Consider the following 20,380-nt stretch of genomic DNA (forward strand, 5'->3'; position numbering starts at 1 on the left):
AAGTTTTTCGATCCTTTCCCGGGCGGTGAGTTTGCCGCTTTCATGCTGCTTTGCTATGCGCTTTTCGCCGCCGCCCTTTTCGATAGCCGACCGTTTTTCTTGCAGTGTTTTAAGTTTTAATTCAATTGATTCCACTGCTTTACCTCCTATCTTTATCTTTCACAGAGTTCAATTAAAACGCCTTTTGTCGCCTTGGGGTGGATGAAAGCGATTTTTGCTCCTCCAGCCCCCCTCCTGGGTTTTTCATCGATGAGGCGAACTCCTTTGGATTTCAGGTCTTCCAGGGTCTTCTCGATGTTGTCCACATTTAGGGCTATATGCTGTATCCCCTCGCCGTTTTTTTCTATGAATTTCGCTATGGGGCCGTCGGGGGCTGTGGACTCCAGCAGCTCTATTTCACTTTCGCCTACGGGAATGAAAACCGTCCTGACCTTTTGTTCCTCTACCGTTTCTTCGCCGGCGGCCTTAAGGCCTAATATGTCGGTGTACACCTTGAGGGTCTCATTCAGGTCTTTTACCGCAATGCCGATGTGGTCTATTTTTTTTATCATGTTTTCACCTCCTTCAGGAGTTTTGTTTGGATATTATCTTTTCCACGGCGGTATAGGGGTCTTCCTGTTTTGCCATTATCTTTTCGACCATGGAATGTATTTCAAAAGCTTTGTTGGTTAAAATTTCGTTTATGAGGCTGTCTTTGATGAGTTCGATGAGTTCCTGTGTTATCCTGTCCGCCCTCTTCTTTAAGAGAATGCCGTTTTGTTTCATGTATTCATAGGCTTTATATATGTTTTCTTCCAGGATATCTACGCCCTCGCCGGTGGTGGCTATGGTTTTTATGACGGGCGGGCGCCAGGAGTTTTTACTCGGGTTCAGGTCGAGCATCATCTCTATTTCGGTAACAAGCCGGTCGGTTCCGTCTTTGTCGGCTTTGTTTATCACAAAGATATCGCCTATTTCCATTATGCCGGCTTTTATCGCCTGGACGTCGTCGCCCATTCCGGGAATGAGGACCAGGATGACGACATCCGCCAGTTTTACTATATCCACTTCCGACTGGCCCACGCCCACGGTCTCTATTATTACGCAGTCCATGCCTGCGGCGTCGAGCACTTTTACAGTGTTGTATGAAGCTTTTGAAAGGCCCCCCAGGGCCCCCCTGGTGCCCATGCTGCGGATAAAGACTCCCCGGTCCAGGGCAAGGTCCTGCATCCTTATACGGTCGCCGAGAAGCGCTCCTCCGGTAAAGGGACTGGTGGGGTCTACTGCGATGATCCCCACCTTTTTGTCTCTGGCTCTGAACTTTTTGGCCAGCTGGTTTACGAGGCTGCTCTTTCCACCCCCCGGCGGACCGGTGACGCCGATAACCATGGCGTTGCCGGTGTGTTTGTGGATTTGTTTCAGGGCCTCTGTGGCTTCAGGAGCTCTTTCTTCAATGAGGGTAATGAGTCTGGCCATGCTTTTTTTGTCGCCGTTTAAAACGGATTGAATTAGATCCATTTAAAAAGAACACACCTTCCGGTTAGAATTTGACATTGGCCTTTATGAATTCGATTATTTTTGAGGTGGGAGTGCCCGGGGTGAATATCTCGGCTATGCCGGCTGCTTTGAGGCCCGGGATATCTTCGTCGGGTATGACACCCCCGCCGATCACGAGTATATCCTGGGCTCCTCTCTCTTTTAAAAGCTCTACAACCCTTGGCAGGAGAAAGTTGTGTGCGCCGGACAATATGGACAGACCTATTACGTTCACGTCTTCCTGGATGGCGGCTTCGACGATCTGTTCCGGTGTCTGTCTTAAGCCGGTGTATATGACTTCCATACCGGCGTCCCGCAGGGCTCTGGCGATTACTTTTGCACCGCGGTCGTGGCCGTCAAGACCTGGTTTGGCTATTAGAACCCTTATGGTTTTTGTTTGTGTCATTTTTTATCTCACCCCTTTATATGCTTGTGGTGGCTTTGTATTCGCCAAATACTTTCCTGAGCACATCGCATATTTCGCCAAGCGTGCAGTAACTTTTTACGCATTTTATTATGGTTGGCATGAGGTTTTCGTCGGTTCCGGCTTTTTTCTCCAGTTCTTCCAGTGCTTCTTTTACAATTATGTTGTCTCTGGAGGATTTGAGTTCTCTCAGTTTTTGTTCCTGGACCCTGCCCACTTCGGGGTCGACTTTGAGCAGCCCTTTTGGAGGTTCTTCTTGTATCTGGAATTTGTTGACTCCAACCACTATCCTTCTGCCGGATTCTACTTCCATCTGGTAGCGGTAGGCGCTGTCCTGGATTTCCTGCTGGATGAAGCCTTTTTCGATGGCTTTGACGGAGCCGCCAAGTTTGTCGATTTTGTCGATGTATTCTCTGGCCTTTTGCTCTATGGTGTTCGTCAGGTGTTCTACGTAGTAGGATCCGGCCAGGGGGTCGATTGTTTCGGTTACTCCGCTTTCATATGCTATTATTTGCTGGGTCCTGAGGGCGATTCTGACGGAGTCTTCGGAAGGAAGGGCCAGGGCTTCGTCTCTTGAGTTGGTGTGAAGCGACTGGGTGCCTCCCAGCACCGCCGCCAGGGCCTGGATGGTAACTCTTATTATGTTGTTGTCGGGCTGCTGGGCTGTGAGGGTGGATCCTCCTGTCTGGGTGTGGAATCTGAGCATCATGGATTTGGGGTCTTTGGCGCCGAATCTTTCCTTCATTATTTTGGCCCAGAGTCTCCTTGCGGCCCTGAATTTGGCTACTTCTTCAAAAAGGTCGTTGTGGGCGTTGAAGAAGAATGAAAGCCTCGGGGCAAATTCGTCTACGGTGAGGCCGGCTTTCAGGGCGGCTTCTACATAAGCTATGCCGTTGGCCAGGGTGAAGGCCACTTCCTGGATGGCGGTGGCTCCGGCCTCTCTTATATGGTATCCGCTTATGCTGATGGTGTTCCATTTGGGCATGTGGGCTGAGCAAAATTCAAATATGTTTGTTATTAACCGCATGGATGGCTGGGGTGGAAATATATATGTGCCTCTTGCAACGTATTCTTTTAGTATGTCGTTCTGGATGGTGCCGGAAAGTTTGTCCGGTGTTACACCCTGTTTTTCTGCCACAGCGATGTACATGGCAAGAAGTATTGCCGCCGGCGCGTTTATGGTCATGGAGGTGCTGACTTTGTCCAGAGGTATGCCGTTGAAGAGGATTTCCATGTCTTTTAATGAGTCGATGGCCACACCCACTTTGCCCACTTCGCCGCGGGCCAGGGGGTGGTCGGAGTCGTAGCCTATCTGAGTGGGCAGATCAAAGGCTACGGAAAGGCCTGTCTGGCCCTGGGATAGCAGGAATTTGTACCTTTCGTTGGATTCTTCAGCAGTGCCAAAGCCGGCATACTGCCTCATGGTCCACAGCCGGCCGCGATACATGGTGGGCTGAACGCCACGGGTATATGGATACTCTCCAGGAAATCCAAGGTCCTCAAGGTAATCCGTGTCCTGTACATCTAATTCTGTATACAGGCGTTCCACTTCTAAGTTGGAGTTTGTGTAAAATTTTTCGTATCTTTCCGGGAATTTGCTTAAGACTTTTTTTAATTTGGTTTCTTCCCACTCTTTCTTGGCTTCTTCAAGTTTCTCCAAATATTCTCTATTTTTTATGGGCACTTTTTTACCCTCCTTATCCTGGCCTTTAAATAATATAATATAATATTTTTTTTTTGATGGCAATAAATTATATGTGAAATATTTTACTTATTTATTAAAATCCCTCCCCGGTTAAGGGAGGGAATACCGGTTAAATCCAGCCTCTTACTTTCATGGCATCAGCTATGCGCTTTATAGAAACCATGTAAGCGGCTTCTCTCATTTTTACCTTGTAGTCTTCATGCATCTTGTAGACTTCATTGAAGGCCTTTACCATGATCCGTTCAAGGCGCTCGTTTACTTCTTCTTCGGTCCAGTAGAAATTCATCAGGTTCTGGACCCATTCGAAGTATGAAACAGTTACTCCGCCCGCGTTACACAGAATATCGGGTATTACCAGGATGCCTTTCCGGTATAGAATTTCATCGGCTTCCGGAGTCGTGGGTCCGTTGGCCGCTTCGCCGACGATCTTTGCTTTTATGTTCGGAGCGTTTTGGCTGGTTATAACGTTTTCCAGGGCTCCCGGGACTAAAATATCCACATCGAGTTCCAGCAGTTCTTCATTTGTGATGACCTTGCTACCGGGAAAACCCTTTACCGTTTTGTTCTTGGCCTTAAATTCAAGCACTTCCTCGGGATTGAGTCCGTCGGGGTTAAACGCCCCGCCTTGAGAATCGCTTATTGCGACCACCTTGCACCCCAATTCGTGCAGCAACCTAGCCGCGACTCCCCCTACATTGCCCGCACCCTGGACGGCAACGGTGGCTTTTTTAAGGTCAAGGCCAATTTTTTTTGCGGCTTCCCGTATAGTAAAAGAAGCTCCGCGGCCGGTTGCTTCGGGTCTGCCGAGGGACCCGCCTAAAATAATTGGCTTACCTGTGACGACTCCCGGAGTGTTATATCCTCTTAAAGTGCTAAATTCGTCCATGAACCACGCCATTACCTGCGCATTCGTATATACATCGGGAGCGGGGATGTCCTTTTCCGGTCCTATAATTGGGCTTATGGCTTTGAAATAGCCGCGGGCGAGTCTTTCAAGTTCGCCTTTCGACAGTTCTTTTGGGTTGCAGATGACTCCGCCTTTGCCGCCGCCATAAGGTATGCCCACAACGGCGCACTTAAAGGACATCCATGCGGATAATGCTTTGACTTCGTCCAGAGAGACGTTCGGATGGAATCTTACACCACCTTTGGCCGGTCCGATGGCTGTGCAGTGTTGAGAGCGGTAACCTATGAAAGTTTTTGTTGTTCCGTCGTCCATTTTTACCGGGATTGAGACCACCAGCACCTTTTCCGGTTCCTTAAGGATTTCGTATACGGATTCTTCCAATCCCAATTTTTCGCAAGCAAGTTTGATTTCACGGCGTACACTCTCAAATGGATTCAGTGTTTCCGCCATAAAAACTCCCCCTCAAAAATTAAAATTTTGTTCTTGAAATCAAATATTTAGATGAAACTTAGCATTTCACCCTCCCCTCCCAAATAATTTTAAATACCCTCTCCGAGTTCGAAACCTGCATACAGAGCTTTTCTGTTTAAATCTTCGGTTCCTTTTGGTACCCTATCAAGAACAGCCTTTTCTATAGACATTTTGGATACCACCCTGGTAACTGCGGTTAGAACGCCAAGGGCTACGATGTTGGCGACGATGATTTTACCTGCCCTGTTTTGAGCAGTCTCCAGGATGGGTATATTCAGAACCTTGTACGGGGATTCCGGTTTTTTAATGCTGGAATCTATTAATATTAATCCGTCGGGTTTCAAGTTGTCTTTATATTTAAGCAGAGCTTCTTCTGTTAACGCCAAAAGGATATCGGGTTTTGTCACTTTTGGGTAATCTATTTTCGAATTGCTGATGATGACTTCTGCCCTGCTGGCACCGCCCCGGGCCTCGGGGCCATACGATTGGGATTGTACCGCGTTTTTGCCGTCCAGTATGGCCGCTTCGGCCAGTATGATGCCGGCCAGAATCAAGCCCTGGCCACCGGAACCGCTTAACCTGATCTCCATTCTTTCCTCCATTTTTTACATTCCCCCTTGAGCCCTTTCGATGACTTTGGAGTATTCTTCCGTATACTCGGGAGCGTGGTCTTCGAAAAATTCTCCAATCAAGATTTTCCCCTGCAATTCTTCCTTTGATAATTTTTCGGCGGATTTTATGGGAATGGCAGCATCTTTAATGAATTCCATCATTTTAACGGGATTACCCAGTTTATTTTTTCTTCCGAAATACGTCGGGCAAATGCTGACCGCGTCTATCAAAGAAAATCCTTTGTGGGTTATGGCCTTTTCTATCAATTTTATAAGCTGGGGGACGTGATAAACGGTTCCCCTGGCCACATAGGTGGCGCCTGCAGCCTGGGCCAGCTTGCAGAGGTCAAAACTTCTGTCTATGTTCCCGTAAGGTGCGGTGGTGGCATAAGCTCCCTTTGGAGTCATGGGAGAATATTGCCCGCTGGTCATGCCGTATATGTTATTGTTAAAAACTATGGTGGTGATATCTATGTTCCTCCTGGCGGCATGTATAAAATGATTTCCACCGATGGCCGCGCAATCTCCATCGCCGGTCAAGACAATCACCTTTAAATCAGGATTTGCAAGTTTTATGCCAGTGGCAAAAGCCAGCGCACGGCCGTGAGTTGTGTGAAGTGTATTGAAATTCATGTATCCCGGCGCCCTTGAAGAACAACCGATGCCGGATACTATGCAAATTTTTTTCTGCTCCAGTTGAAGATTATCAATAGCGCGAACCACGGCGCCCATTATAATTCCGTTCCCGCACCCGGGGCACCAGATGTGGGGTAGTTTTTCTGTTCTGAAATATTTTTCTAGTTTTTTACGCACGCCCCGCCACCTCCTTGACTTTAGCTATAACTTCATCGGGTGTTATCAGTTCTCCGTTGTATTTATTTAATCCTGTCACGTTGAATTTGCCCGCAGCTGAAGCACGGACGCTTTCCACCAATTGCCCAAAATTCATCTCCGCTACAATTAGATTTTTGACGCATGAAGGCATCTCATTTATCGCCTTCTCGGCGAATGGCCATATGGTCTTTAACCTCAGCATGCCGACTTTTTGCCCTTCCTGCCTTAATAGGTTGACAGCCCTTAAGACCGATCTTGCCGTGGAACCGAAGGAAATCATGACGATTTCGGCATCTTCCGTAAATGCGGTTTCATAATCCACAATATCATCAACATTGTCATATATTTTTCTCATGAGTCTGTTAATCAGATTTTCCGTCACTTTGGGATTTGTAGATGGAAAACCTGTGATATCGTGAATTAAGCCCGTAACGTGGAAAGGCTTACCTTCACCAAAACTTGCCATGGGCGGTATTCCGTCGCCGTCATAGTCCTCATACGGATTGTATTCTTTAATCGAGGGATCGGGTTTTTTCCTGTTTATTATTTCTATTTCCGAAGGATCGGGCAATTCCACCTTTTCCCTCATATGTGCTACAACTTCGTCCATTAACAAAATGCAGGGAACCCGGTATTTTTCCGACAAATTGAAAGCTCTGATTGTCATGTCGTAAACTTCCCTTACATACGAAGGGGATAAAACTATAATCGGGTGATCGGCATGGGTTCCCCAGCGCGATTGCATGACATCACCTTGAGCGGGCAAGGTGGGTAAACCGGTGCTGGGGCCTCCCCGCTGGACGTCTACGATGACGCATGGAACTTCGGTAAGTGCGGCAAAACCTATGTTTTCCTGTTTTAATGAAAAACCGGGCCCGCTGGTGGCGGTCATGGCTTTGAGGCCGGCCAGGGAAGCGCCTATTACCGCTCCCATGCTGGCTATTTCGTCTTCCATTTGAATGAATTTGCCTCCTACCTTTGGAAGTTTTTCTGCCGAAAGCTCGGCTATCTCGGTGGAAGGCGTTATGGGATAACCGGCGTAAAACCGCATACCTGCAGCTATAGCCCCTTCTACGCAGGCTTCATTGCCCTGCATTAACCGGGCTTTGCTATTCATCGTCTTCACCTCCAACCACAATTGCGTATTCCGGGCATCTGAGTTCGCACAACATGCACTTTATGCATGCATCCGAATTAACCACAACGGGTTTGCCGCTTTCCGATGAAAAAACTTTTTTAGGGCAAAAAGCTATACAGATGCCGCATCTTTTGCAAACCTTCTCGTTGATTGAGATTTTAAAAGTTTTTTCTGACACCCTATCACCTCTAATCTTATTTCATATGCTTTTTTAAAATAGCGGATTTTAGAAAGTTAATTGACCCCAAATCGGGTACAAAAATAAATTCAATGACATTTTTTTGTCCATCAGCAAAGCACAGCACGTCTTTTTTTCTGCCGGGAGAAGTTATTATTGCATCAGCGCTTTCTACAAATGTTTTAACATCATCTGAATCAGTTGATGTGCACACCTTTATATTGTTAAAGGATAATCCTGCATCGGAAATCGCCTTCTTTACTTTATCGGCAAAATTTTGAGAAATGCACAAAATACCTATCGAGTAGTTTTTTGGAATCCTGGCAATTTTGATTATACTTTCGAGCTGCGGGTTAAGGGCGATTGGCAGGATCTCAATTTCTTTATTTTTTATTAAAGACTTGACTTCATCCACATGAAAAAAAGTTGTAACCACAAAATCAGAAGACTTGAGTTTTTGGTTAAACTCTTCTACGTTTCTTTTAAAGTCCTGTAACAATACCGGTATTATGGATATTCCGGAACCAAGTTCCAGCTCTTTGGAGAAATAATCCAATTGTTCCCTGTTACATTCTATAAAAACAAGTTCCAGCTTGTGCAGTTGGTTGATATATTCGTTTACCCGGTTTTTGCAGAGCTCCAGAAAATCGTTTAAACCGATTTCCAGATCAAGGGCCTTTTCTATGCAGCTGTCAATGGCTTTAATTATCTCCAATATGCCGTTTTTTTCCTTCAAAGGTTTTTTAATTACAAAAGTTCCTCTTCCCTGGTGGGATGATAAAATACCCTCTCTTTGCAGTTCCTTATAGGCCAGGCTTACGGTTTTTCTGCTCACTTCCAGTTCCCTGGCCAGTTCCCTTTCTGGGGGCAGCTTATAACCTACCCCCCATTTTTCTTCACTGATGTTCTTTTCTATATAATGTTTTATCTGAAGGTACAGAGGCGTTTTGTCGGCTTTAAACTGAATCATTTTTCTTCTCCCAGTCCAGAGTATTGGCTCCTTTAGTAATCCAATTGCTGTTTTTCACATTTTATTATATTCTACAAACTCAGGAAAAATCCTGCTGGTTTTAACGAAAAAAATAAAAAAATATGCCAATTATAAATATTGGCTTATTGTATACATTAACCCTTATATACAATTATATGTGTTTTAATTTTTTAAGTTCACGAACGCATTCAAAGGAAGCGTCAACGGTACCTAAAAGCAGGGGGCATTCGCCGTGACTGTCGGACCCGCCCGTTATCGTCAGACCGCGGCTTGAGGCAAACTTAATAAAATAGTCAGTTTGTTGTTTACTGTGATCTTTGTGGTAAGCTTCAACCCCCATTATGCCGTATTCTACCAATTGGTCTATTATTTCTTTTTTCTCTAGAAGCCCCGGGTGTGCCAGCACCGGTATACCTTCGGCTTTTTTGATGATATCCACCGCATCAAAAGGTGTTAATTTTTCTCTGGGGACATACGCGGGCCTGCCAGGATTCAAATACTTCTCAAAAGCATCTTCTATAGAATCCGCATAGCCATTTTCGACTAAAACCGCCGCTATGTGCGGCCTACCTATTGAAGGTCCCCTGGCTTTTTTTCTTACATTTTCAAAAGACACGTTTATATCCATTTCTTTTAGTTTTTCTACGATAGTCATTGCTCTTTTAACTCTTTTTGCCTGAAGGTTTTGCAGCACACCTTTTAAATAGCTGCCTTTGTAGTCTATATAATACCCGAGAATATGGACTTCCTCATCATTATAATAAGAGTTTATTTCTATCCCGGGAATAACCTCCATGGCCGGAAACTTTTTCGCCTGCTCTACGGCTTCGGGGATTCCATCGGTGGTATCGTGGTCTGTAATGGCAATGGCCTTCAGATTAAGACGGTGGGCTTCGTTTACCACCTGACCCGGCGTAAGCAGTCCATCGGAGAAGACAGTATGTATGTGCAGATCTACTTTCATCGTTACCTCCGAATTCATTTTACTTTTATTTTATCCTTAGGCTACGATTTAATTACAAAATTATAAAAAAGCCTGTTTTTCAGAAAACAGGCTTTTCGGCCAAATTATAATATTACCTCGGCTCAACGATAAGTTTCATGGCGGTTCTTTCTTCACCGTCTATCTCAATATCGGTAAAAGCTGGAATGCATATTAAGTCCATCCCGCTTGGAGCCACAAACCCCCTCGCAATGGCAACGGCTTTCACGGCCTGGTTCAACGCTCCGGCACCGATGGCCTGGATCTCAGCCCCTCCTTTTTCCCGTAAAACCCCCGCTAACGCTCCGGCAACCGAATTGGGATTGGATTTGGCCGATACTTTTAATACTTCCATTGTTTAGACTCCTCCCTGCAAAAATTGCTTTATATGTTATTTTATTCTATCTTTTGGGAGAAAGTCCTTGTTTTTTTAGCTATTTTTTTAAAAAAATTTTTAAAAAAGCTTAATTCTCTCTGAAATTAATCCGTTTAATACTTACAGCCTTACCGGAAGACTCATCAATATCGACCACTATACCGTTAAACTGAACCGGACCTCTGGCCACTTCAAATCTAACCGGAAGTTGAGTCAGAAATTTTTGAATGACCTTGTCTTTATCAATACCGAGAATGGAATCCGAAGGCCCGGTCATGCCTACATCGGTGATATAAGCCGTGCCGTTGGGGAGGATCCTTTCGTCAGCCGTCTGGACATGAGTGTGGGTACCGGCCATGAGAGAAACCCTTCCGTCAAGATACCATCCCATAGCTATTTTTTCCGAGGTGGCTTCTGCGTGAAAGTCCACAATGATAATGTTTGTGTGCTTTTTAAGTTTTTCAATTTGAATGTCGGCGCATCTAAAAGGGCAGTCCAGAGAGTTCATAAATATCCTGCCGGAAAGGTTCAATATTCCAATGGATAGCCTTTCCAAGCTGACCAATTGACATCCCCTGCCCGGCGTACCTTCCGGGTAATTGGCCGGCCTTACCATCCTGGTTTCCTCTTCTATGAAATTAAATACGTCTTTGTTGTCCCAGACGTGATTTCCCATTGTGAAAAAATCTATACCGCTTATAAACAGTTCTTCTGCAATCTTTTTTGTAATGCCGTTGCCGCCTGCGGCGTTTTCGCCATTGGCTATCACAAAATCTATTTCATGCTCCTTTCTAAGGGAAGGCAATTTTTCTCTTATTATGTTTCTTCCAGGTCTGCCTACGATATCACCTATCATCAGCAATTTCAAACTATTCAACTCCCATCCGTGATAAAATTAATATCAGTCTTTATCAATTTTGCAAAAAAAGTGCGCTGTTTGCGCACTTTATTTTGCATATTCCGTGGCTCTGGTTTCTCTTATAACATTGACTTTTATCTGGCCGGGATATTCCAGTTCTTCTTCTATTTTTTTTGCTATATTTCTGGCTATTTCAATTGCCCCCAGGTCATCCACGTCTTCGGGCTTGACCATTATCCTGATTTCCCTTCCCGCCTGAATTGCGTATGACTTTTCAACACCATGGAATGAATTGGCAATTTCTTCAAGTTTTTCAAGCCGTTTTATATAGGCTTCCAAAGTTTCGCGCCTGGCGCCGGGGCGAGCAGCGGATATGGCATCAGCGGCCTGTACCAGTATGGCTTCAATTGACCTGGGTTCCACATCGTTGTGATGAGCCGCAATGGCATTTACAACTTCCTGAGATTCTCCGTATTTTTTCGCTATCTCAGCTCCCACCAGCGCATGTGGACCTTCAATGTCTTGGTCCACGCTTTTGCCTATGTCGTGCAGCAAACCCGCTCTTTTTGTAAGCTGGACATCCACACCCAGTTCCGCCGCCATGGCCGCAGCCAGATGAGCCACTTCTATAGAGTGGTGCAGTACATTTTGTCCATAACTGGTCCTGAATTTAAGTTTGCCGAGATATCTAATAAGGTCACTGTGCAGATTGTGAATGCCGGTATCAAAAGTGGCTTTTTCGCCCTCTTCCCGTATGATGTTTTCAACTTCCTTCTGAGCTTTTTCCACCATTTCCTCTATCCTTGCGGGGTGTATTCTGCCGTCAAGTATTAGCTTTTCCAGGGCGATTTTCGCCACCTGTCGTCTAATGGGGTCAAATCCTGATAAAATCACCGCCTCGGGTGTGTCATCTATTATCAGATCAATACCGGTGAGGGTTTCAAGAGCCCTTATATTTCGCCCCTCTCTGCCTATAATCCTGCCTTTCATTTCATCGTTGGGCAAAGTCACAACGGACACCGTAGTTTCCGCCACCTGGTCTGCGGCGCATTTCTGGATTGCGTAGGATATTATCTCCCTTGCACGCTTTTGAGCCTCTTCTTTTGCCTGGGTTTCGATTTCTTTTATCATCATGGCGGCATCGTGGCGTATTTCATCTTTAATCTTGTTCAACAAGAATTCCTTGGCTTCTTCGCTGGTCAGACCGGAAATGCGCTCGAGTTCCGCCACCTGGCGGGAATACAATTCGTTTATTTTTTCATGGAGCTGGTTTATGTCCGCTTCTTTTTTGGCAATGGCCTCTTCCTTCTTTTCTATTGCCTCAACTTTTCTGTCCAATGACTCTTCCTTTTGAACCAGTCTTCTTTCAGCTCTCTGCAGTTCGTTTCTTCTTTCCCTGACTTCCTTTTCAAAGTCGTTTTTTATTTTTAAAATTTCTTCCTTGGCTTCTAACAGAGCTTCTCTTTTTATGGATTCCGCTTTCTTTTCTGCTTCCTCTATTATCTTTTTGGCGGATTCTTCCGCCGAATTTATCTTGGCTTCGGCTATATATTTCCTGATGAGGTAGCCGGCAGCCAAAGTTACTAATCCTGTGATTACGGTTACAGCAATGCTTACAGGGTTAATATTTATTCACCTCCCGTCTGTAAATTAAAGTCAATAAAAGAATAAAACCGAGGGGAACTCGGTTTTATTAAATAGAGAAAACTCTAGTTTAATTTAAATTCGTGCCCCCATATCCAGCAGGATTACTCTTAAAACAAAATTTCACATCAATCTAATTTTATACTTTTTTGACAGTCATGTCAAGGAAAACTAAATCATGGTTAATCATGGGTTGTCATCTAAATTTTGGCTTTTTTCCGGTTCGGGTTTTACTAAATTATACTTTTCCTTCACCTTCTGTTCTATTTTCTTCAATACATCCGGGTGTTCCTTAAGGTATTGCTTGGCATTTTCCCGGCCCTGGCCTATCCTTTCTTTTTCATAGGAATACCATGCCCCGCTTTTCTGTATAATGCCTTCCTCGGCGGCGAAATCGAGCACGCAGCCTTCCCTTGAGATTCCCTCGCCGTATATAATGTCAAATTCCGCCTGTTTAAAAGGAGGAGCCACTTTGTTTTTAACCACTTTGACTTTGGTCCTGCTGCCCAGCATCTCTTCGCCCTGCTTTATGATTTCACTCTTTCGCACTTCAAGCCGCACGGAAGCATAAAACTTCAACGCCCTGCCTCCGGGGGTAGTCTCCGGGTTGCCGAACATTATTCCGACCTTTTCTCTGAGCTGGTTTATGAATATGGCCACGGTCTTGGATTTGCTTATGGCTCCGGCCAGTTTTCGCAGAGCCTGCGACATGAGCCTCGCCTGAAGTCCCACATGGGCGTCTCCCATTTCACCGTCCAGCTCGGCTTTCGGGACTAAAGCCGCCACCGAGTCAATCACTATCACATCCACCGCCCCGCTTCTTACGAGAGCTTCGGCTATTTCCAGGGCCTGCTCGCCGGTATCCGGCTGAGAAATTAATAAATTATCCGTATCCACACCCAGTCTTTTGGCGTAAACGGGGTCAAGAGCGTGTTCGGCGTCGATAAAGGCCGCCGTGCCGCCGGCTTTTTGAGCCTCGGCCACAATGTGAAGCGCCACCGTTGTCTTACCCGAGGATTCCGGGCCATATATTTCCACTATTCTGCCCCTCGGAACTCCGCCAACCCCCAGGGCGATGTCGAGGGGCAAGGCGCCGGTGGATATGACTTCCACATTAAATCTGGACTGTGCTTCACCCAATTTCATTATTGAACCTTTGCCAAATTGCCTTTCAATCTGCGCAAGGGCCATTTCCAGGGCTTTTTGTTTCTCTATCATATTTCAATACCCTCCAAACGTATGTTCATATTTAATTATATAAACAATTTTTGCTGAAGTCAAATTAATTACTCAAAGAGCATGTAAAGACATCAGTGTATACCGGTCCGTCCCTGAACAGATCACTTTTTAACAGATGTATCTCGCTTGCCGCAAAAGAAGCGCTGAAATCATGTACCTCGAAAATTGCAGGCTTCAAATCAGCGGGGGTTTTGACCCGGCCGATGGTCAGGTGAGGCAAAAAAGGTTTTTTATCGTAAGTCAGGCCGAGATTATCCAGTTCAGCGTCTATATCCTTTTTAAGGTTATACAAGGGGCGAGATTTCTGGACGCCTATCCAAATAACCCGCGGATATTTTCGATCTGGAAAACATCCAAAACCTGAAAGCCTGATTGTAAAAGCTTTATGCCTACTGGAAATCTTTTTCATCATATCACATAGAGGAGAGATTTTATCCATGGGGGTTTCGCCCAGAAAAGCGAGGGTTAAATGGAGGTTGTCCGGCTTTACCCACTTTATGCCGATATGATGTAAAAACATCCGTTTTAGAAATTCAAATATCTCTTGCTTTATTTCAGGGTCAATGTCAATGGCCAAAAAAGCCCGTATGCTGTTCATTAGGTTTTGCCTCCTGAAAGCGGCAGTAATACGGCAGCTGTGAAGCCTTTTATGCACTTTTGAGCATTTAATCACCCGAATCCTGCAGCTTTTTTCGCACGAGATGCAGTGCGGCATCCGCCGACCGTTCTTTTATATCTATCCTGTCTCCACTGAAGATGTGTTTTTCCGCACAAGAGGAATCCGAATCCGCGTATCCAATATATACCAGACCCACCGGTTTTTCGAGAGTTCCACCATCCGGCCCCGCTATGCCGGTTATGGAGACTCCTATATCGGTGCGGGAAGTCAGTCTAATACCCCGGGCCATTTCTACGGCTGTCTGCTCGCTTACGGCGCCGAATTTTTCAAGGGTTTCCTTCTTTACGCCAAGCAATTCAAGTTTGGAATTGTTGCTGTAACTTACAACACCCCGTTCAAATTGTTTTGAAATCCCCGGTATGTTGGTTAATTTGTGGGCCAGGAGTCCTCCGGTGCACGATTCGGCCACGGCAATGGTCTTATTGTATTTGAAGAGCAGGCGGGCCACAATCTCTTCCACGGTTTCATCATCGTAGCCGTAAAGATAGCGGCCGACCCTCCTCTTAATCTCTTCCTCCAGAGGCCTGATTAACTCGTTTGCTTTTAAAAAATCATCGGCTTTGGCGGTAAGCCTCAGGGTAACTTCCCCTTTTTTTGCGAGAGGCGCTATGGTGGGATTTGACTGGTTGACCAGTAAGTCTTTTATCGTTTCTTCCAGCTGGGATTCGCCTATGCCGTAAAATTTCATGACCCTGGAATAAATGGTTTTGCTGCTCCACTTTGAAAGATATGGGATTACGGTGTCCCTCAGCATGGGCTCCATTTCATAAGGGGGACCGGGTAACATTACGATTATCCTGCCTTTGTAATTTAGCAAAACTCCCGGTGCGGTGCCTTTTTTGTTCAATATCGCCGTTGCCCCTTCAGGGATTAAAGCCTGCTTGTAATTGTTCTCCGTCATGTGCCTGCCTCTTGCGCTAAAGAAACTCTTTATTCGTTCTAGAGAATCTTCGTCGACCTTAAGAGGCAAACCAATATATGAAGCTATAGTTTCCTTTGTAAGGTCGTCCATTGTGGGGCCCAGGCCGCCGGTTGTTATGATCACATCCGAGCGCCCAAGCGCCTCCTTAAACACCTCAATTATTCTATCCCTGTTATCCCCTACACACGTATGAAAATAAACGTCAATCCCTATTTCCTGTAAGGCTCTGGAGATTATCTGGGCGTTTGTGTTGGCGATTTGACCCAGTAACAACTCCGATCCCACCGCAATGGTTTCCGCTTTCACAACCATCACCTTCAAAAATAGCATTATATTAATTTTAATTCGTTTTTTTTATCGATATCCCTTTTTTTCCCGGAAAAATTTTTTTATGCCACCTCGGATTTTTTTAAAAAATTCCTGAAGGTATTCCCGTCAATTTTTTCATTTTCGATCAGGTAATTTACAATGTCTTCAAGGATATCTTTATTTTCTCTTAATATCCGTTCTGCCACTTTTTTCTGAAATGCAATAATATTTGAAACTGCCCTGTGAAGTTCTTTTGGCGGCAGGGAGTCTCTATCAACCACACCCAGTTCCGACATGCCCGCAAAAATCATTTTCCTGGCCAGATCCACAGCCTGCTCAAAATCATTGGTTGCGCCGGTGCTATTTTCGCCAAAAATCAATTCTTCGGCTGCCGCCCCGGCCAGGGCCACCGCAATCTGAGACTCCAGGTACTTTTTTGTGTAAAGGTACATATCGTCTTCCGCTTTCTGTCTCATATACCCCAGGGCGTGGCCTCTTGAGGTGATCGTGATGGTGGAAACCGAATCCGGGTTAAAATGTTCGCTCACCAGGGCATGTCCACTTTCATGGACCGCAATGCGCCTGCGCTCATCATCGGAGGGTTTTCTTTTCAATTTTTCTCCCATTATGACCTTATCGATGGCCTCAATGAAGTAATTCTGGGAAATTTCCTTTTTCTTCGCCCTCATCGCCAGTATGGCCGCTTCATTACAAAGGTTCTCCAGGTGTGCCCCTGAAAACCCGAAAGTTTCTTTTGCAATCTGTTCCAGATCCACGTCCTTTGCAAGTGGCTTATCCTTGGTGTGAAGTTTTAAGATTTCGAGCCTCCCGTCCTTGTCGGGAAGGTCCACTTTGACGATTCGATCGAATCGGCCGGGCCTTAATATGGCCGGGTCAAGGATGTCCGGCCTGTTTGTAGCCGCAATAACCAGGATATTGATATCATCATTGGACGAGATGCCGTCCATTTCTACCAGCAACTGATTCAAGGTCTGGTCGTATTCCAGGTGCCCGGTATTTTTTCCCCTGGTGCCGGCTATAACCTCGATTTCATCGATGAAAATTACACCGTGTTTTTTAAACGCCTTCCTGGCAAGATTTTTTGCGCTGTCGAATAACTGTCTTACGCGCTGAGCGCCCACACCGGCGTACATTTCAATAAACTCGCTGCCCGATGCTGATATAAAGACGGAATCAATATATGCCGCCGCGGCTTTTGCCATGAGGGTTTTCCCGGTGCCCGGGGCCCCGGTCAGGAGAATACCGCGCAATGGCCGGATGCCCATTCTTTTCACTTCTTCATAATTCTTTATAAAATCCAGAGCTTCCAGCAGTTCGTTTTTTGCCACATCCTGACCGCCGATCTGATCAAAGGTAATGCTGTGATCGCCGGTAATTATTCTAGAAGGGTTTTTAATAAACCTGCCTTTATCCAGCAAATTGTAAAATATATAAACAGAAGCCAGCATGATTAACAACGGCAATACATTAATTCCGTTCAAGGACAGGTATACGGCAAAAGCTATTGCTATGCCGATGGCCATCTCCGCAAGCATTATTTCTCCCCTCCCGAAAGTTCCGTTCTTTTCACCACATCATAAAAGTGATGTTCGCCGTGTTTTATTTGTAAATAAAGATTTCTGGTGTCTAAAAACACTTTGATATCTACATTTTCTCTTGACCGGATATCATCGAGTTTATCTTTCATTTCAGTGTAATTTCCCGTCTGAAGAGCTTCAAAAATAATAAATTGAATTCTTTCACTGTACAATTCTTCAATCAAACGATCGGGCTGGCTTAAAATCTTCACCGAAAAGGGCCGGCCTTTCAAATGATAGTCTATCGTATCGTAAACATCGTTGTAAACCCACATCAGATTGTCAATGTCTTTAAATTTGAGAAACACCGTTATTTTTGTTCTTTCTTTTTTTATATCAACTGCTTCCACATAAGGTTTTTTTAAAACGGTGTTTACCAGCGATTTTTCAACCGTGTATTTTGAGTAAATCCACTGGCCGGTGAGCATCAGCGACAATGAGATTGTCGCTATAATTATAATCCTTATAATTTTTTCCTTATTGAAATCCAAAATCGTTTCACCTCATATTAGTTTACATAAAATAATTATAGCATATTTAATCTCGAATTGTCCGGTAAAGAAAAAAGGCATTTACTGGAAATGCCTTTTACACTTTTAAGGATTCCCGGCCACAATAAACCAGAGATTGAACTTATCGCTCTTCGACAGCCTCTCCCACAAGGTCGTAATCATACGTTTGAAGAATCTTAACGGGGTATACGTTTCCCGGCCGGCAGTTGGGGCCGTAGAAACTCACCACCCCATCCACAAAAGGGGCGTCCCTTTCCGAACGACCGATAAAAAGGTTGGTTTTCCGGTCGAGACGCTCCGCCAGTACGCGGATCACCTTCCCCCTCAACCCGGCGTTTTTTGTGCCGGATATGGTCCGCTGGAGTTGCATGAGCTTGCGATATCTGTGATTTTTTATTCTTTCCCGTATTTTGGGTTCTATATTTGCGGCGCGGGTCCCTTCTTCTTCGGAATACTTGAATGCCCCGACCCGGTCAAATTGATATTGTTTTACAAAATCCAATAGCTCTTCAAACTCGCGTTCGGTTTCCGAAGGAAAACCCACAATAAACGTTGTTCTCAGGGCGATATCCGGAATCTTGTTTTTTATTCTTTCTATAAGGCGTTTTATAAAGCGGCTGTCCGTCGGCCTGTTCATGAGTTTTAAAATGCGATCGTTTATGTGCTGCAAAGGGATATCCAGGTACTTTGCAATTTTCGGGCCGGATTCAATCAAATCCAGCAGACCGTCGTCAATATTGGTGGGGTAAGCGTATAAGATCCTTATCCAGAACTCACCCTCTATTTTTATAAGTTCCTCCAGCAGTCGAGAAAGCGCCGGTTTTCCGTAAATATCCACCCCGTAGTTTGTGGTATCCTGGGCTACCAGGTTTATCTCCTTGACCCCATCGGATACAAGCATTTCAACTTCTTCTTTTATGGCTGCAATCTCCCTGCTCCTGTAAGGTCCCCTGATGAAGGGAATGGCACAGTAAGAGCAGTGGTTGCTGCAGCCTTCAGCTATCTTCACAAAAGAAATATAAGGGTAAATCCTTACGCGGTTTTTTATGTCAAAATTTACAAAGTTGCTGTTTTCGGTAAGGTTAACCTTTGAGCCGTTTAACCTCTGTATTACTTCATGGATTCTGTAAAATTCGCCCGTACCCACAACGGCATCCAGTTCGGGAATTTCTTCAAGCAATGTTTCTTTGTAGCGCTGGGCAAGGCAACCGGTGGCTATGAGCAATTTACAATTTCCGGTGTTTTTGTACTGCGCCATTTCCAAAATTGTATCTATAGATTCCTGCTTTGCAGATTCAATGAACCCGCAGGTGTTAACAATAATTACATCCGCATCTTTTTCTTTGTTGGTTATAACATAATTATGCTTCTTTAATATCCCCAGCATAAATTCCGAATCCACTAAATTTTTATCGCAGCCAAGGGAAATCAGACCAACTTTTACCGACACTTTTGACCTCCAAAACATGATTTAATACTTTATTAGTATACATGCTTTGGCGTTCAATGTAAAGGTATTGAAGATAAAAAGGAGAGCGTCTACTCTCTCCTTTTGAAAACAAAATTTCTCACATCTCCTCCGGGAATTCCCAGATCGTTCCCGCTTACTATGAATTTAATCACCTTCGGTTTGCCGGCCCTAATCACCAGATTATCTTCTGCCTCCCATGTTCTGGCCTCTCCTGCTTTAAGTATGCCTTCATATTCGAAGGAACCATCCCTTTTTACGGATACCCAGCACCTGTCGCTCAAAACTTCCAGTGTAACTTTTATTTTTTCGGCGTCTACCACATAGGCGGTCTCTGCCGCGGTATCCGCCACAAGTTCCACCGCCGGCGGCTTGAGATCGTTCGCGGCATCCCCGTCGGGTGTGTTGGGTGAGGTTACGGGAGCTGGGGGTGCGAGGGCGTCCGTTTCTGGAGTTTTGTGAGCATCTTCTTTTATTGGTGGGGGGGTTGTATCCTGAACCGGCCGGCTTATCCTAAATGACAGAAAACCAACGAGCAGTATGACGGTTACTGCTGCAAGGATAACTGGTGGAGTGAGAAATATTGAGACTTTTTTTGTATCAATCTGATGGGTTTTTGACGGCATTTCCTGTGATAATTGTTCGATGGATTCACTCTGGGCAGAGTCGCTTTTAGTTACCTTTTTGTACTGTGCCACCACGGAATTCGGGTCTAATCCTACCGCTGCGGCATAGCTCCTTAAAAAGCCCTTTATGTAAACACTTCCGCCGGGAATTGAGGAAAAATCACCGTCTTCTATGGCCTTCAGATACTTTATGCGTATCTTGGTTTCCATGTGAATTTGCTCCAGAGTAATCTTCCTTTTTTCCCTGACATCTTTCAGCCATTTTCCAAGTTCTGCCGCATCTTTTATTTCTTCCATCTCTTGAGTCAATTTAACACCTCCTCGTATAATATATTTAGTAAATCAAACTTATTCAAATTCCAGTTAAACATGGACCTTGAAAACTAAATATA

General features: G+C 45.0%; 21 protein-coding genes. All 21 read right to left on the reverse strand.

Features of this window, described 5'->3' with window-relative positions; all coding sequences use genetic code 11:
* Positions 1-152: 152 nt before the first annotated feature.
* Complete coding sequence (gene mce / locus ACKX14_RS14045; RefSeq protein WP_422448719.1) at positions 153-551, reverse strand: methylmalonyl-CoA epimerase; 399 nt, start codon at positions 549-551, stop codon at positions 153-155.
* Between the two features lie 13 nt (positions 552-564).
* Positions 565-1,497, reverse strand: a complete 933-nt coding sequence (gene meaB / locus ACKX14_RS14050) for a methylmalonyl Co-A mutase-associated GTPase MeaB (protein ID WP_422448721.1) — start codon at positions 1,495-1,497, stop codon at positions 565-567.
* 22 nt (positions 1,498-1,519) lie between these two features.
* The gene (locus ACKX14_RS14055; protein WP_422448723.1) at positions 1,520-1,921 is read right to left on the reverse strand and encodes a coenzyme B12-dependent isobutyryl CoA mutase small subunit; all 402 of its coding nucleotides are present in this window, start codon (positions 1,919-1,921) and stop codon (positions 1,520-1,522) included.
* A 16-nt stretch (positions 1,922-1,937) separates the two neighbouring features.
* The gene (locus ACKX14_RS14060) at positions 1,938-3,617 is read right to left on the reverse strand and encodes an acyl-CoA mutase large subunit family protein (protein WP_422448757.1); all 1,680 of its coding nucleotides are present in this window, start codon (positions 3,615-3,617) and stop codon (positions 1,938-1,940) included.
* A gap of 136 nt (positions 3,618-3,753) precedes the next feature.
* Complete coding sequence (locus ACKX14_RS14065) at positions 3,754-5,001, reverse strand: Glu/Leu/Phe/Val family dehydrogenase (protein WP_422448725.1); 1,248 nt, start codon at positions 4,999-5,001, stop codon at positions 3,754-3,756.
* Positions 5,002-5,090: 89 nt separating this feature from the next.
* Positions 5,091-5,624, reverse strand: a complete 534-nt coding sequence (locus ACKX14_RS14070) for a 2-oxoacid:acceptor oxidoreductase family protein (RefSeq protein WP_422448727.1) — start codon at positions 5,622-5,624, stop codon at positions 5,091-5,093.
* Between the two features lie 3 nt (positions 5,625-5,627).
* Positions 5,628-6,446: a 2-oxoacid:ferredoxin oxidoreductase subunit beta gene (locus ACKX14_RS14075; protein ID WP_422448729.1), complete on the reverse strand. Its 819-nt coding sequence runs from the start codon at positions 6,444-6,446 to the stop codon at positions 5,628-5,630.
* Positions 6,439-7,584 (reverse strand): 2-oxoacid:acceptor oxidoreductase subunit alpha, encoded by a 1,146-nt coding sequence (locus ACKX14_RS14080; protein ID WP_422448731.1) that lies wholly within the window; start codon positions 7,582-7,584, stop codon positions 6,439-6,441. The genes ACKX14_RS14075 and ACKX14_RS14080 overlap by 8 nt, the downstream gene beginning before the upstream one ends.
* The gene (locus tag ACKX14_RS14085; protein ID WP_422448733.1) at positions 7,577-7,783 is read right to left on the reverse strand and encodes a 4Fe-4S dicluster domain-containing protein; all 207 of its coding nucleotides are present in this window, start codon (positions 7,781-7,783) and stop codon (positions 7,577-7,579) included. The genes ACKX14_RS14080 and ACKX14_RS14085 overlap by 8 nt, the downstream gene beginning before the upstream one ends.
* A 16-nt stretch (positions 7,784-7,799) precedes the next feature.
* The gene (locus ACKX14_RS14090) at positions 7,800-8,753 is read right to left on the reverse strand and encodes a GntR family transcriptional regulator (protein ID WP_422448735.1); all 954 of its coding nucleotides are present in this window, start codon (positions 8,751-8,753) and stop codon (positions 7,800-7,802) included.
* Positions 8,754-8,925: 172 nt separating this feature from the next.
* Positions 8,926-9,738, reverse strand: a complete 813-nt coding sequence (locus tag ACKX14_RS14095) for a PHP domain-containing protein (protein ID WP_422448737.1) — start codon at positions 9,736-9,738, stop codon at positions 8,926-8,928.
* A 112-nt stretch (positions 9,739-9,850) separates the two neighbouring features.
* A complete protein-coding gene (locus tag ACKX14_RS14100) occupies positions 9,851-10,111 on the reverse strand; it encodes a stage V sporulation protein S (protein WP_422448739.1) in 261 nt (86 codons plus the stop codon).
* Positions 10,112-10,220: 109 nt separating this feature from the next.
* Positions 10,221-11,000 (reverse strand): TIGR00282 family metallophosphoesterase, encoded by a 780-nt coding sequence (locus ACKX14_RS14105; protein ID WP_422448741.1) that lies wholly within the window; start codon positions 10,998-11,000, stop codon positions 10,221-10,223.
* A 78-nt stretch (positions 11,001-11,078) separates the two neighbouring features.
* Complete coding sequence (gene rny / locus ACKX14_RS14110) at positions 11,079-12,617, reverse strand: ribonuclease Y (RefSeq protein ID WP_422448759.1); 1,539 nt, start codon at positions 12,615-12,617, stop codon at positions 11,079-11,081.
* A 204-nt stretch (positions 12,618-12,821) separates the two neighbouring features.
* Entirely contained in the window at positions 12,822-13,853 is a 1,032-nt protein-coding gene (gene recA / locus ACKX14_RS14115; protein WP_422448743.1) for a recombinase RecA, read from the reverse strand.
* A gap of 64 nt (positions 13,854-13,917) precedes the next feature.
* Positions 13,918-14,472, reverse strand: a complete 555-nt coding sequence (thpR, locus tag ACKX14_RS14120) for an RNA 2',3'-cyclic phosphodiesterase (protein WP_422448745.1) — start codon at positions 14,470-14,472, stop codon at positions 13,918-13,920.
* Positions 14,473-14,539: 67 nt separating this feature from the next.
* Positions 14,540-15,781: a competence/damage-inducible protein A gene (locus tag ACKX14_RS14125; protein ID WP_422448747.1), complete on the reverse strand. Its 1,242-nt coding sequence runs from the start codon at positions 15,779-15,781 to the stop codon at positions 14,540-14,542.
* 83 nt (positions 15,782-15,864) lie between these two features.
* Positions 15,865-17,340 (reverse strand): AAA family ATPase, encoded by a 1,476-nt coding sequence (locus ACKX14_RS14130; RefSeq protein ID WP_422448749.1) that lies wholly within the window; start codon positions 17,338-17,340, stop codon positions 15,865-15,867.
* A complete protein-coding gene (locus tag ACKX14_RS14135) occupies positions 17,340-17,873 on the reverse strand; it encodes a hypothetical protein (RefSeq protein WP_422448751.1) in 534 nt (177 codons plus the stop codon). The genes ACKX14_RS14130 and ACKX14_RS14135 overlap by 1 nt, the downstream gene beginning before the upstream one ends.
* 142 nt (positions 17,874-18,015) lie before the next feature.
* Positions 18,016-19,344 (reverse strand): 30S ribosomal protein S12 methylthiotransferase RimO, encoded by a 1,329-nt coding sequence (rimO, locus tag ACKX14_RS14140; RefSeq protein WP_422448753.1) that lies wholly within the window; start codon positions 19,342-19,344, stop codon positions 18,016-18,018.
* A gap of 89 nt (positions 19,345-19,433) precedes the next feature.
* Positions 19,434-20,297 carry a helix-turn-helix domain-containing protein gene (locus tag ACKX14_RS14145; protein ID WP_422448755.1) on the reverse strand — a complete coding sequence of 288 codons (864 nt, stop codon included), beginning with the start codon at positions 20,295-20,297 and terminating at the stop codon, positions 19,434-19,436.
* Positions 20,298-20,380: the final 83 nt, after the last annotated feature.

Source organism: Thermorhabdus hydrogeniformans (assembly GCF_049310025.1).
GTDB lineage: Bacteria > Bacillota > Thermosediminibacteria > Thermosediminibacterales > Tepidanaerobacteraceae > JBJYKD01.